The organism is Asaia sp. BMEF1 (assembly GCF_051628905.1).
In the GTDB taxonomy this organism is placed as follows: domain Bacteria; phylum Pseudomonadota; class Alphaproteobacteria; order Acetobacterales; family Acetobacteraceae; genus Asaia.
Window position 1 is genome coordinate 2,616,455 of record NZ_CP157575.1, and the last position, 13,546, is coordinate 2,630,000.

At 59.5% G+C, this 13,546-nt stretch carries 14 protein-coding genes; 5 read left to right on the top strand and 9 right to left on the bottom strand.

All coding sequences use genetic code 11. The features are described 5' to 3' along the window. Positions 1–46: 46 nt before the first annotated feature. A complete protein-coding gene (locus ABHV46_RS11655; RefSeq protein ID WP_438381597.1) occupies positions 47–982 on the bottom strand; it encodes a SphA family protein in 936 nt (311 codons plus the stop codon). Between the two features lie 192 nt (positions 983–1,174). On the opposite strand from ABHV46_RS11655, the gene ABHV46_RS11660 reads away from it, so the two are divergent. The 3 genes from ABHV46_RS11660 (at position 1,175) to ABHV46_RS11670 (ending at position 4,360) form a co-directional block, all read left to right on the top strand. Next, positions 1,175–2,149: a helix-turn-helix domain-containing protein gene (locus ABHV46_RS11660; RefSeq protein WP_438381598.1), complete on the top strand. Its 975-nt coding sequence runs from the start codon at positions 1,175–1,177 to the stop codon at positions 2,147–2,149. Positions 2,150–2,285: 136 nt separating this feature from the next. Further along, positions 2,286–3,314, top strand: a complete 1,029-nt coding sequence (locus tag ABHV46_RS11665) for a carbon-nitrogen hydrolase family protein (protein ID WP_438381599.1) — start codon at positions 2,286–2,288, stop codon at positions 3,312–3,314. Between the two features lie 2 nt (positions 3,315–3,316). Beyond that, positions 3,317–4,360, top strand: coding sequence for a phenylacetaldoxime dehydratase family protein (locus tag ABHV46_RS11670; protein ID WP_438381600.1), 1,044 nt, complete (start codon positions 3,317–3,319; stop codon positions 4,358–4,360). Between the two features lie 42 nt (positions 4,361–4,402). Here ABHV46_RS11670 and ABHV46_RS11675 read toward each other — a convergent pair whose 3' ends face one another. The 5 genes from ABHV46_RS11675 to ABHV46_RS11695 form a co-directional block, all read right to left on the bottom strand. Beyond that, on the bottom strand, positions 4,403–5,242 hold the full coding sequence (locus ABHV46_RS11675; RefSeq protein WP_438381601.1) for an NADPH-dependent oxidoreductase: 840 nt from the start codon (positions 5,240–5,242) through the stop codon (positions 4,403–4,405). A 97-nt stretch (positions 5,243–5,339) separates the two neighbouring features. Next, entirely contained in the window at positions 5,340–5,891 is a 552-nt protein-coding gene (locus ABHV46_RS11680; protein WP_336946114.1) for an adenine phosphoribosyltransferase, read from the bottom strand. Between the two features lie 96 nt (positions 5,892–5,987). Continuing rightward, positions 5,988–6,359: a response regulator gene (locus tag ABHV46_RS11685; RefSeq protein WP_438381602.1), complete on the bottom strand. Its 372-nt coding sequence runs from the start codon at positions 6,357–6,359 to the stop codon at positions 5,988–5,990. A gap of 24 nt (positions 6,360–6,383) precedes the next feature. Beyond that, entirely contained in the window at positions 6,384–7,682 is a 1,299-nt protein-coding gene (locus tag ABHV46_RS11690; RefSeq protein ID WP_438381603.1) for a multidrug effflux MFS transporter, read from the bottom strand. Positions 7,683–7,895: 213 nt separating this feature from the next. Continuing rightward, the gene (locus ABHV46_RS11695; RefSeq protein WP_438381604.1) at positions 7,896–8,711 is read right to left on the bottom strand and encodes a TVP38/TMEM64 family protein; all 816 of its coding nucleotides are present in this window, start codon (positions 8,709–8,711) and stop codon (positions 7,896–7,898) included. 267 nt (positions 8,712–8,978) lie between these two features. Between ABHV46_RS11695 and ABHV46_RS11700 the strand changes: the two genes are divergently transcribed. After that, positions 8,979–11,417, top strand: a complete 2,439-nt coding sequence (locus ABHV46_RS11700; protein WP_438381605.1) for a TonB-dependent receptor — start codon at positions 8,979–8,981, stop codon at positions 11,415–11,417. Here the strand turns inward: ABHV46_RS11700 and ybaK are convergent, their stop codons facing one another. Together ybaK and ABHV46_RS11710 are read right to left on the bottom strand one after the other, a co-directional pair. Further along, complete coding sequence (ybaK, locus tag ABHV46_RS11705) at positions 11,418–11,903, bottom strand: Cys-tRNA(Pro) deacylase (RefSeq protein ID WP_438381606.1); 486 nt, start codon at positions 11,901–11,903, stop codon at positions 11,418–11,420. A 73-nt stretch (positions 11,904–11,976) separates the two neighbouring features. Beyond that, positions 11,977–12,876: a DMT family transporter gene (locus ABHV46_RS11710; RefSeq protein WP_438381607.1), complete on the bottom strand. Its 900-nt coding sequence runs from the start codon at positions 12,874–12,876 to the stop codon at positions 11,977–11,979. A 200-nt stretch (positions 12,877–13,076) separates the two neighbouring features. Here ABHV46_RS11710 and ABHV46_RS11715 point away from each other — a divergent pair, with 200 nt between their 5' ends. Further along, entirely contained in the window at positions 13,077–13,289 is a 213-nt protein-coding gene (locus ABHV46_RS11715; RefSeq protein ID WP_438381608.1) for a CsbD family protein, read from the top strand. Positions 13,290–13,354: 65 nt separating this feature from the next. Here ABHV46_RS11715 and ABHV46_RS11720 read toward each other — a convergent pair whose 3' ends face one another. Beyond that, entirely contained in the window at positions 13,355–13,516 is a 162-nt protein-coding gene (locus ABHV46_RS11720; RefSeq protein WP_438381609.1) for a hypothetical protein, read from the bottom strand. Positions 13,517–13,546 lie beyond the last annotated feature (30 nt).

A 13,546-nucleotide genomic window follows, 5' to 3' on the forward strand; every position in this document is an offset into this window, starting at 1 on the left:
GGAGGGCCGGTCTGCCATCGGAGAGACAAAGCAAAGAGCGCACGGGTCAGAGCGGTATCTGGAATTGCAGCCAGTAACGATCGCCGCGCGTGCTGTTCTGCACGCCCATTTCATGTTGCCATTTGAGCGCGACTGCGTAAGGCGGCTTGAAAAACCAGATAAGCTGCGGGCCCAGCGCGAATTTGCTCAGGCGATTGCCGTCTCCGACACGATGTCCATTTTGCACGTCATTGGTGAATTGCGACGTCACGAAACCGTTCAGGCCAAGACGGAGCTGTGGCAAGGCAGGGGCGATCATGTAATTCGCGCCGAAATCGATATTGATGACGTTGCCTGATTTATAGTCGGTGGCACCGTTTTTCGAATTGATCTGGAGTTCGCCCTCGGCTGACACGTCGAAGCGTTTTGTCGGCATCCAGGTCAGGGCCGCTTCCTGATTGAAAGCAAAGACATGCGTCGATTCATTGACGAGATCGGTCTTGCTGAACGCGCCTATGGGCAGAAAGGCGCCCTCGCCAAGATAAACATGCACGGTTGGTGTGTGCCATGAGAGATAGAGTGGCGCGACATAGAGCCAGTTGGCGCCGAATGCGGTTCCACCCTGTCCGCCTGCGCGCAAGGTCAGGCTGTTGACGGCCATAATGGCGCTGCTCGATAGTGTCGCGCCGAGAAACTGCCCGTTCCAGCTATGGAAAATTCTGGCGGCGTTGGCGATGGCGGTCGCCCTGAAGCCTGGCACTGCAGATTTCTTGCCCGTGCTGGAATAGGCTCCATTCGGATTGACCACGAAATAATCCTGCCAGAAAGTCTGGCCTTGCGGCGGCGTCAGCGCGGGATAGATCGTCTGCACGCCCGAGGCCCAGTTGGTCTGGCCGCCTTCGGTAGCCTGTGCTGCCGGTATCAGGCCCGGACATGCCAGGCCCAGGCAGAGTGTTGTCAGGCAAAGCGTAAGGGCCACACTGGTTTTCAGGATCTGCTTCATCTCATCCCCGCTTGAAATCGAGCAGGAATGTCAGCATGCAGACAGGGTGCGGCTCTTGTCTGACAGAGAGGGTTCTTTTGCCCAGGGAGGTCGTATTGTCCCAAGGCGGAACAATAACGATACCGCAACATTTTGCAGCATGCTAATCGGGTTTCTGCGGTCGGATGACGGTACAGACGGAGGCAAAGAGATATGCCGCTTGTATTGCAGAGTTACGATATTGCAGGTCTGTCGCCCCGAGCCGGGCTCGAGTTCTGGCACGATATCGTCTGCCGGTCTTTCGTGCCGCTCGAATGCGCGCCGCAACAGAGCGGGTTTCGGGGCGCGGTCACGCGTCTTGCCCTCGACTCTTTCAGCGTCTCGACCGTGCGCTCCAGTGCGCAGTCGGTCTCACGCACGCGCCGCCTGATCGGTGCCTCTGAGGGCACACATTACCTGCTGAGCCTCGGTGTCAGTGGCAGGGGGCAGGTTTTGCAGGATGGGCGCGAGGCTGTCGTACTGCCCGGTAATTTCGCGCTGTATCATTCGAGCCGTCCTTACACGCTGCGTTTCGATCGCGATTTCGAACAGATCATCTTCATGCTGCCGAGCGAGGCGCTGAATGCCCGCTTCGGCCATGCGGAACACCTCACGGCGACTCTGATCGATACGTCCAACCCTCTGGCAGAGCTGACGCGCCATTTCCTGACCGGGCTGATGGCCACCACACGGGCTTTGCCTGACATGCTGGTGTCGAAACTCACCGCCCAAGCCGCCGAGCTGGTCGCGACCATGCTGATCGCCACCGGCACGCGCTCAGGGGCCCCGACATCGCACCGCATGGCCATGGGGCTACAGATACGCAATGCCATCGAGACGCGTCTGCGTGATCCCGATCTCGGGCGCAGGGCGCTTGCCGAGCAGTTTCGTATCTCCACGCGCTATCTCGACGATCTGTTTGCCGATGAAGGGCTGGGGGTGGCCGAATATGTCATGAAGCGTCGTCTCGAATGGGCGCGCGGCGCATTATCCGACCCGGGCCGGGACCGTTATCAGATTGGCGAAATCGCCCGTATGAGCGGGTTTGTAAGCCAGGCTCATTTCAGCCGGGTTTTTTCAGCGGCCTATGGCTGCGCCCCCCGCGCCTACCGCAACAGCCGTCAGGAGAGGCTCGCCCTGCCCGAATGAAGACCGGCATATGCCTCGAAAACGGCAGGCATGTTTTGCTTCCTTCACAGACAAGACAGAAATTCGTTCCGACCTAAGATCGATCTTGTTCCGGGCATTTTCCGCCCGACCAGACATCAACGGACGGAGCAGGCACATGAGTCTCAAGCACCCCCGATACAAGGTCGCTGTCGTTCAGGCAGCCCCGGTCTTTCTCGATCTCGACGCCACCATCGACAAGACGATTGCCCTGATCAGGGAGGCGGCTGCTTCGGGCGCTGCGCTGATCGCTTTCCCCGAGACGTTCATCCCCGGCTATCCTTGGCACATCTGGCTCGACAGCCCGGCCTGGTCGATCGGCAAAGGCTTTACCAGCCGTTATTTCGATAACTCGCTCGCTTATGAAAGTCCCGAGGCCGACCGCCTGCGCAAGGCTGTCAGAGAGTCAGGCATCACGGCCGTTCTGGGTCTGTCCGAGCGTTATGAGGGCTCGCTTTATATCGCTCAATGGATCCTCGGGCCCGATGGCGAGACGGTTGCGACCCGACGCAAGCTGCGTGTGACCCATGTGGAACGCACCGTCTATGGCGAGGGCGATGGCAGCGATCTGGCCGTGCATGACCTGCCGGGTCTGGGCCGTGTGGGGGCGCTCTGCTGCTGGGAGCATATCCAGCCTCTGACGAAATATGCGATGTATGCCCAGAACGAGCAGGTGCATGTGGGTGCGTGGCCCAGTTTTTCGCTTTACGAACCCTTCGCCTACGCGCTGAGTGCGGAGGTGAACACTGCGGCCTCTCGGGTCTATGCGGTTGAGGGTGGCTGTTTCGTGCTGGCGCCTTGCGCGGTCGTTTCCGAAACCATGCTCGAGGTCTTGTGCGACACGCCGAACAAACGCGAGCTTCTTCGTGCCGGTGGTGCCGCCGCCCGCATCTTCGGCCCCGATGGTCGTGAGCGTGCCACACCTCTCGCGCCGGATGAGGAGGGACTGCTCTACGCAGAGATCGATCTGGCAGCCATTCCCATTGCCAAGGCCTCGGCCGATCCGGTCGGTCATTATTCGCGTCCCGATGTCACCCGTCTGCTGTTCAACCCGACCAGAGCGCGCCGTGTGGAGTATGTCAGACCGGCTGATCCCGATCCGGTCGAGAGTGCGTCGTTTGCCTTCCCGCTTTCGGGTGAGGCCTGATCATGGAAAGCGCCATTGCTCCGCATCTTCGCTGTCCGCGCTCGCGAGAGCGGCGGATTGCCGATGATTTTCAGCCGCCTTTCCCTGCCTGGACGGCGCGCGGCAAGACGGAATCGTCTCAACGCGTCATGGGGTATTTCGGGGTGCAATGGCGCGAGGACACGCAGGCGGAACAGGCAGGCCACCTTCTTGCCGCTCTGGTCCGTCAGCTTGGGGATGGGGAGGCGGCCCAGGGCATAGAGCGTGCCGACTTCATCGACAGCGCAGGCTACGCCAATGGTGTTGCAATCGGCTATTGGCCCGATCCCGACTCCTATCGGGTCTGGTGGCAGCAGCACGTAGCCTGGTGGGCCGATCCAGCGCGAGAAAGCGAGGGCATGGGTCTCTATCGCGAGATCTATCTGCCACGTAGTACCCATCTCGAAACGCTGTTCAGCGCGGCCGACCGGCTGGAAGGGGTCGGTGTCCTGCTGGGCGAAAGAAGCGCCGAGACGATACAGGAGCACGGTTATTGGGGCGGTATGCGCGACCGTATTCCTGCCAGCCAGACCGATGCACTGGCCTCGTCAGGTGGAAGGGTCGTCCAGGAGGAGGCTCCGCTTCGCCGACGCGTGATCAGCCACGAAGGGGTCGCCCTGATCCGCTCGGGGCAGGATTGGTCAGATGTAACGGGAGAAGAGCTGACGCTTTATCGCGACCGCATCGAGCCGACCTTGCGGGCAGGCATGGCGTTCCTGCGTGACGAGGGGCTGGCTATCGGATGCTATTTCAATCGCTATATGCGTGTCAGCATTGAGAATGGTGGCAAGCCCTGTCGCAGCTTTGGAATGAGTGCCTGGCGCGATCTGGCTTCAATGGAAAGCTGGGCCGAGCATCATCCGACCCACAAGGCGATCTTCGGCGATTTCCTTCAGGTCGTGCAGCAATTACAAGGCAGGCTCGCCCTGCGCCTGTTCCACGAGGTGGCCGTTCTGCAAAGCGATGCCCAGATACTCGAGTATATTGGTTGTCACGACCGGACAGGGATGCTGAATGGCGCGATCTGATCGGGGCAAGGGAAAGGGCGCACCAGATCCACGCCCCTGATCCTATTTCAACGGGAAACCGAGCGCTTTGAGCGAGGTGCGCATGGTGTCGCGCCCATGCAGCCCCGCGCGGGTCGCGATGCGCCTGACCATGGTGGCAGACCAGCGTCTGGAGGGCAGGCCCTGTTCTTTCTGGAAGGCATCATCGAGTGCGTCATAAGCTGCGATGATTTCAGCCTCAGCCTCAGCCTCGAAATCGTAACGCTCACGATGCAAGACGGCCCGCTGTGGTAAGCGTGGTTTGACGCTCGCAGGCTCTGCCGGGTCGGGGTAGCCGACGCAAAGGCCGAACAGACCGACACAGCCCTCAGGCAAAGCGAGCTTTTCCGCAATTTCCTCAGGATGATTGCGCAGCCCACCGATATAAACCGTGCCAAGCCCCGCTGCCTCGAGTGCGCTGACGGCATTCTGGGCCGCCAGCGCCGTGTCGATGGCAGCGATCAGAAAGGCTTCCGTATAATCGAGCGCCTCATGCGTTTCTCCCTCGTTTTGCGCAATCCGTCGCAGCCGGGAGAGATCGGCCACCCAGACCAGAAAGACCGGCGCTGTCGCGATATGGGACTGATTGCCGCAGAGCGCGGCTAGGCGGGCGCGTCTGACCGGGTCTTCTACGGCGATGACGGTCCAGCATTGCAGATTGCTGGATGTCGCAGCCGATTGCGCCGCCGCGATGGCGGCTTCTATCGTGCCCTCGGGGAGGGCGTTGGGCAGGTAGGCTCGTACGGAGCGATGGGTCAGAAGAGAGTCGAAAACGGCGCTCTGGCTCACCTTGTTATCGGCCAGCGCCTCGGGAAGAGGCGTGCGATAACGCTGCTGCCAGAGAGAAGAAAGGCGATCGGTCATGGCGAGGCTCCGCATGAGGGGGCCTGCCGGCCGGGGGCAGAGCGGTGCTGCCCTTGCCGAAGAGCCTGACTACCGCCCGCCCGTCAGAACGCAGGCCTCAGGCCGGGTAGGTTAGAAGCGAATGTAGCGGCACGTCCAGCTTGTCGCGTCCGCCGAGACCGTCGAGTTCGACCAGCACCGAGGTGCCAACCACTTCGGCGCCCACATTCTGCAGCAGCTTGATCGAGGCAGAGAGCGTGCCGCCTGTCGCCAGCAGATCGTCCAGTACGACCACGCGCTGGCCGGGCTTGATGGCATCGGCCTGGATATGCAGTTCGTCCTGGCCGTATTCGAGGCCGTATTTCAGCGAGATGGTCTTGCCCGGCAGCTTGCCCGGCTTGCGTAGCATGATGAAGCCGCAGCCCAGACGCATGGCAACGGGGGCCGCCGTCAGAAAGCCGCGGCTCTCGATTCCGGCCAGAAGATCGGGCTGCCAGGGCGCGATGGCGCGCGTCAGACGAGCGGTGGCGATCTGCCAGGCATCGGCATTACGGATCAGGGTCGAAATGTCGTAGAACAGGATGCCGGGCTTGGGGAAATCCGGGATCTCGCGAATGTATTTCTTGAGATCGAGCTCGGGCTGATCGCCATGCGGCGTGTTCTGGGTCATGTCGGTGTTTCTCTTCCCTGCTGCGTAACATCGTCAAAAGGCGCGGCATCTAGCCGCGTCATGCCTCAAATGTAAATGTCGGGTGTTTCTATAATGTCAGCACGACGCTGCGCGGGCTTTCTCGACGGCCTCGATCAGCGCTGCACGACGAAATGGCTTGGGCAGGATCACAGCGCCCGGCACCAGGTCGTCGCGTGACGAAGCGTCTTCAAAGTCGCCCGAGATCAGAATGACCGGCAGACCGGGCTGGGTCTCGCGCAGTTTGCGCGCCAGCGCATCACCGTTCAGGGCGCCGGGCAGATTGAGATCGGAGATGATCAGGGACGGCGCGCGGCTTGCCGCAAGCGAGAGCGCGTCTTCCGCCGAGATGGCCCGGTTGATCGTCTGCCCTGCGGAGGAAAGGATCGCCTCGACGATAAGGGCGATTGAATCGTCATCCTCAACAAGAAGGACAGGCGAGTCGGTCATCAGGAGGCTCTCCGGAAAGGCTGACTAGTCAGCCGAAGCGACAGGGGGGCGGGTATGCGGACGCATCACCGCAAATCCCCCCATCATCAGTGCCGCAAACAGCATGAGTGCTGCCATGGGCATGGGGGTATCCGCCGGAAGAACGCCGATTGCCGTACTCGCCAGAGAACCTAACGCGTATTGCATGGTTCCGGCAAAGGCCGAGGCACTTCCGGCATATTGCGACTGGTTACTCAGCGCCCCGACCATGGCATTGGGGCCGATAATGCCGGTCATGCCCAAGGTGATCATCATGCAGCCCACGATCGGGATCAGCATGACCGGGCGGATATGGTGCGTCGGACCAGGATATTGTTCGGCCACCATCACCACCACCAGGAGAGCGATGGCGCCGAGAACCGAAAAGGCGATCCCCCAGCCCAGCATGGCGGATGAGCTGACACGACCGACCAGCGCGCCGTTGATCTGCGACGAGCCGATCATGCACACCGCAAACAACCCGAACAGCATGCCGTAATGGGCCGGTGTAAACCCGAAGATATGCTCGAAGACCGTTGGTGCCGCTGTGAGGTAAGTGAAAGAGAGAAAGCCGCAAAACCCCCAGACGAGCGCGTTGGTGATGAAACTCCGCTCGCGGGCGATGAAGAGATAGCGATGTAGCAATGAGAGTGGCCGCAATTCGCGTCGGCTCTCGCGTGGCAAGGTCTCGGGAAAGGCCCGCAAAAGCAGAAGCACGCAAAGTGCGCCATAAACTGCAGAAACCCAGAAGATCGCCCGCCAGCTGATATAGTCCAGCGCGATCCCGCCCAGCATGGGGGCAAGAATCGGTACGATTCCCTGTATGAGAATCAGCTTCGACATCAGCTTTGCGGCGTCGTTCCCCGAGGAAAGATCGCGCACGCAGGCGCTCGGGATGACGATACTGGCCGAGGCAGCGACGGCGGCAATCAGCCTGAACAGGCACATCTCGGTCATGGTCGCGGCCATGGCGCAACCGACACTGCCCAGTGTGTATATGCTCATGCCGATGAGCATCGGAATGCGCCGACCGAAACGATCGGCCAGCGGACCCATGGTGATCTGCCCGATAGCCAGTCCGACCATCCAGGCAGAGAGTGTCATGCCTGCGCTGCCTGCCGGAGAGTTCAGCGATTTTTCGAGCGCGGGGAAAGCGGGCAGATAGATATCTGTCGAAACCGGGCCAACCGCCGTCAGAAACCCCAGAAGCAGGGGAAGCCAACTGGGCATGGCGACAGGCGCCGCGTCGGTCTGACGCCCGGTGGCTGAATTGTCAGAAAAAGAGATCCCGTCGGGAGAGGCCATGAGGCGCTCCTGCTGGATGAAGGGCTGCGAAAAATCAGGCGAAGGCCCCGTAACGGTCCGGGGGCGCGCTCTTCAAGCGCATCAGGAACAAGGCAGTTTTCAGGCCAGTCTCTGGCAATCAGGTGTCAGATATCGCAGCGCGGTGGTTTTTCAATCTCTTTTTTCGTTGTCGCATCGTCTTTTAACGTGCGGACATCGCTCGTCGCCTTTGTGTCAGGCTTCTTCTTCGGTCACATCGCTCTCGGCCAGGGCGGCGAGTTCGCCGCCCTCTCGTCTGGCTTTGGCAAGCAGTATCCACGCAAGGAGGGAGGATCCTGCGAAAAGCAATATCCCGAGCCCGATCTGGACACCTTGCCCAAGTTGAGCGCCTGCGCCGATCAGCACGAAGACAAGATTCTGCGGAACTGCCCCGATGAAACTCGCCCAGGCGAAGGCGCCAAGCGGCACGCCATACAGCCCGGCAGCCGCCGTGACCATCAGGGCCGAACCGACCGGCATGAGCCGAAGCGTCAGTACGGCCTGAAAAGGCGCTTTTTCCAGAACATGACCGATGAGACGCAGTCTGCCCCGGAAACGCTGCTGCCAGCGCTGGCGCTGTGCAGGTGTGGCCAGGCGTCGCATCCATAAAAACCCGAGTATCGTGCCGCCCAGTGTCGCGGTCGAGGCAAGGCCGAACCCTGGGAGCGTCCCGAACATCAGCCCAGCTGCTAGACAGAGCGCCTGACGGGGCAAACCGAACAAGCTGTAGGGAATGCCGATGGCAAGAAAGATCAGCGGGGCGAGAGGCTGGTTTTTCCAGCTTTCGATAGTGGCCAGCAGGGCACGGGTGACGGGAAAGGCGCGCACGAGCAAAAGCAGCACGATGATGACCAGAATCGTCAGGCCCGGTTTCCAGAGGCTTTTGGACAGCGATCGTTTCGTCGGGGCGGAAAGCGTCAGGGGAGGGGCTCCAATCTGTGCACGGATCGCGCCCAGAGTATGATCCGGCAGCGTTGTGCCTGATCCTCTGATGACGGCATGGCGGCCCAACGGGCCGGAGCATTCCTGACCCGTCGCGCCGTGTGAACTTTCAGGGCTCTAGCAGGCATGACCCGTCTGAGGAAGCAGTAGATGATGCAGATGGGTAACAGTGAGTGACGATTGAGTCACCGCGGCGCGATTATCACCGAGGTTTCGTTGCTGTTTCTTAACGTAACTGGTAGCCGGGAAGTGGGTTTCTGTTTGATATCGTAACGATCAGGTGCGGGTCGAATAGCGCCGTCTTTTTTTGTCCAGTGCCGAGGGAAACGCTACTCTATGTCGTCCAGTTTCACGCATCGCTGTCTTAAGATGCTGCTTGCAGGTACCGCCCTTGCTGGCAGTGTTCAGGTATCGACCGCCGCGCCGACCCGCCACAAGCACCATGCGTCCACACATCGGACGGCAAAGCCTTCCACGGCGCCGGTCCCCGCCGCTGCTCCTGTCGCAATGATGGCCCCGCGCCCGGCGCCTGCCCCTGTCATGGCGCGCTCGCAGCCTGAAGAAATTGCCGTGACAGGCCGCAGTCAGCGCACCCGCCAGCCGGGCGGAGGCCTGATGCGTGTTGAGGTTGAGCCGAAGGCTATCCAAACCGTCACGCATGATTTTATCGCCAAGCTCGCCCCTTCGGTGAACGTGCAGCAAGTGATGGCCATGATGCCCAGCGTCAACGTGGCACAGGCGGATCCTTTCGGTCTGTACACGGGTCAGCTGAACGTTCGTGGTTTCGATACCAGTGAGGTGGGTTGGCTTCTGGATGGCGCGCCCCTGAACGATATCGGTGGTGGCCAGTTCTATGCGAACGAAGTTCTCGAATCTGAAAACCTTGAGAGTGTATCGCTTCAGCCCGGATCGGTCGACATCAATAGCCCGGTCATCAGCGCCTCTGCCGGCCTGACGGCGATGACCATGAGCAACCCGTCGCATCACTTCGGTGGCGTGATGGACGTGTCGTTCGGCTCGTTCGATACGTTCCGCCAGTTTCTGCGTCTGAACTCCGGAGATATTGGTAATAGCGGCGTACGTGCAATGTTCGCTTTCAGCCATACCAAGGGCAATAACTGGCGCGGCCCCGGCCAGGCCGAGAAGTATCACTATGACTTTAAGCTCGTTAAAGATTTCCGTAACGGAAGTCATACTGGCCTGACCGTTGCCTATAACAATCAGACCAATGATTTCTATCTAGCACCCAACCTGAGCCAGTGGCGTAATGCCGGTTATTCAACCAATTACGCCGCTGATTATGCGGGGCCGAATTCGGCTGGTACCAATTACTATCGTCTGCACGTCAATCCGTTCGAAAATGTCATTGCGGTCATTCCAACCCATGTCGTGATCACGCCGAAGCTGACGCTCGAAGATTCGGTTTACTTCTGGCACGGTATCGGCAATGGTACAGGCGCATCGGTTGTCAACAACTCGAATGCCTATCTGGGCACCCAGAAGGTTGCGCTGGCCCTGAACGGTGCGCAGAGCGCTCTGGCGTTCTCCCCATCAAACCAGGAGCAGTTCCGTACCGGCAACACGCTCTCGTTGCATTATCGTCCTGATCACCATCACGATATCTCGCTGGGCTGGTGGTACGAATACGCTAATCTTTATCAGTACTCCCCGTACGGAGTGGTCAATCAGCAGACGGGTATTCCCAATAATGTCTGGGGAACGACGGACCTGATCACCACATCGTCCGGTCAGCCCTACCGCTCGCGTGATTTCCTGTCCCTGACACAGGTCAACATGCTCTTCATCGGCGACACGATGAAGTATTTCAACGACCGTCTGAACATCGTGGTTGGCTTCAAGGAGGCCATGGTGACGAGGCGGATGTACAATTACACGCCGGGCACGCAGTATAACCGTAATCTGCATACGCCTGAGCCGCTGCCGCAGGTTGGAATCTCATGGAACTTCAACAAGCGCCATCAAATTTATATTGCAGGTAATACCAACTTCAAGGCGCCGGCCAATACATCGCTGGTTGATTATATCAGCCCGACAACCGGCAAGGCCAGTCAGCTTGGCGGTCCGTCTGCGCCTGAATATTCGATCGAGGAAGAACTTGGGTACCGCTATAACGGCGACCTGCTGATCGGCTCAATTTCGTTCTTCAACTACAATCTGACCAACCGCCAGCAGTCTCTTACCTATTATGGCCCGGGCAACGCGGTTTACAGCCAGACAGTCAATGCAGGTGGCCAGACAACGCGTGGCGTTGATATCCAGCTGGGTACCCGCCCTTGGCACCATCTCCGGCCATACGTGACGTTCGAATATCTGCACGCCACCATCGACAACAACCTGCGCGTCGGTAATGACCTGCTGCCGACCAAGGGCAAGATCGCTATTCGTTCGCCTCAAGAGCAGGCAGGGCTCGGGCTGGATTACGACGATGGCAGCTTCTGGTTTTCGGGTCAGATCAAATATGTCGGCAAGCAGTATTCCACGTTCATGAACGACAATTCGGTTCCGCAATACATCACCAATCAGGTGGGTCTTGGCTATCGCTTCAAGAATGCCGGTTTCATGAAGTCGCCGCAGATCCAGCTGAATATGACCAATCTGACTGGCGCCAAGTTTCGCAACGGTGTTTATGGCTTCCAGAACAACGCCAATGCGGTAAGAGGGGTTTATGGCACCATGATCGCCGCGTCAGGTTCGCCTTCCTACTACCTGAACCCGCCCTTCTCGGCGATGGTCACTCTTTCGACCGGGTTCTGATCACTCTGCAATGGCCGCTACTGCCCAGCCAAAATGGCTGGCGGTCGGTCCCGGTGCGATCTCGCATTGCAGCCCCCTGCGGCCAGCGTTCACGTAGATCGTCTCCTGTTCCAGCGCGTGCCGGTCCAGAAGGACGGGTACGCGTTTTTTTTGCCCGAAAGGGCTGATCCCGCCCGTTTTATAGGCTGTCAGACGTTCTGCATCCGGCGGGGCCATCATTGCGACCGATTTGCCCTTCAGGGCGGCGGCGACTGCCTTGAGATGCAGCTTGTGATCCGAACGAATGATCGCGCAGGCCGGTTTGTCCTTGTCCAGCCAGACCATCAGCGTCTTGAAAACGCGTTCAGGCGACACGCCCAGTGACTCGGCGGCCTGCAATCCCTTGCGGCTCGCTTCCGGGTCGTAGTCATGCGTATGCAGGGTATAGGCTACGCCCTCCTTCTCCAGCAGAACGAGGGCAGGGGTCTGGCCAGAGGCGGGCTTCATCGGTCTTTCTCCTGATGGGGCATTTCAGTACCCCATCAGAAAACCGCCTCGTCCAGCTGTCAAATCGGGCGGCTCAGCCCTGCTCGACTTCCACCGGCTGCGGCAGGGGCTTGCGACGCAGAAAAGCCAGAACATTGCCGAGCAGAATCAGCACCAGCCCGGCGAGCATGGGCGCAGACCAGTGCACCTGCTCAAAAAACGCGGACATGCCCAGCGCAATGACGGGTGAGAGAATGGTCGCATAGGCAGCACGATCGGCCCCGATGCGCCGCACCAGTTCGAGGTAGAAGAGAAAGCCCACAATCGAACCAAACAGGATCAGGTAGACCAGCCCTGTCATCCAGCGCCATGTCAGGGGAAAGCCGTAGCCATGACCGACCAGAGGGATGAAGAGCGCCATGATGACCGCGCCGCTGAGCATGCCCCAGAATACGGTATTGGTGAGGCTCAGGGTGTAGCGTCCCATCCGGCGCGAAAACATGTTGCCACAGGAAAACAGAAACGTCCCCAGCAGGGCAAAACCGAGGCCGATCAACGTGTGATGCCAGTTGCCATGTCCCATTCCGCCAGCGAGCAAAAGGGCAACACCGCAAACGCCGAGCAACCCGCCCGCCAGCACACGCAGATCGGGCTTCTGTCTGAAAAACAGCCAGAGATTAAGGGTGTTGAGCAGCGTGGCCATGCTGAAAACGACCGATACCGTGCCGCTCGGCAGATACAGCTCCGACGTGTAGATGCCGAGATAATTGCAGGAGAACAGGCAGGCCCCCATACCCAGGATCCATACCCAGGCAGAAGCGGGTGGACGTCGCAGCCTTCCGGTTATGGCAAGGCCGATACCGATCAGACCCGCCGAGAAAAGAAAACGCCAGAATATGGCGACATCGGCGCTTGTGCCGCCAATCTGAAGCGTAATGGCAAACCAGGTCAGGCCCCAGAAAATAACGACTGCGAAAAACAGGAAGGGGGCCATTTATGCGCTTTCTCGGTGCAGGGTTCGGAGCAACTCACCCTATGGGATCGCTGTTTCGGAATGAAGACCGAAACAGTGCAGAAAATGCCCGTGCCATGCGACTTTGCGCAAGATCACGCGTTCAAGCAGCTCCCCTGCCTAGGGCAGATTTCCTTGGGGCATTCCTCAAAAGGCAGGGTCTAGTGAGAAGGAACAGCACGATGAGCTCATTCACCGATAAGGTCAGCGGCACCGTCAAACAGGTTGTCGGTTCGATCAAGGAAGAAGCCGGCAAGCTGACCCATAATGAGAAGCTGGAGGCTGAAGGCGCCGCCCAGAATCTCGAAGGCAAGGCAGAAAAGGCAAAGGGCGACGTCAAGAGCGCCGTCAGTAACGGGATCGACAGTGTGAAAGACGGCCTTAACAAGCTTTGAGTTTTTCCCGCGAAAGCCGTCTGGCATGAAGGTGCGAGGCGGCTTTCGTGTGTCTGGTGTCTTGATCAGACCAGAATCGCAAAAGCCGAGGCCGCCAGCAGGCCGCCCATGACGCGATTGATCAGAACAAGATGTCTGGGCCCGGTACCCGATCGATACAGGTAAATCCCGAGCGCAGCCCATCCAAGTTGCGATGCCAGCCCTATGGCCAGTTTGACTCCGATCATGAGTGAAAGTGTCAGGAGCCAGCGCGGCCC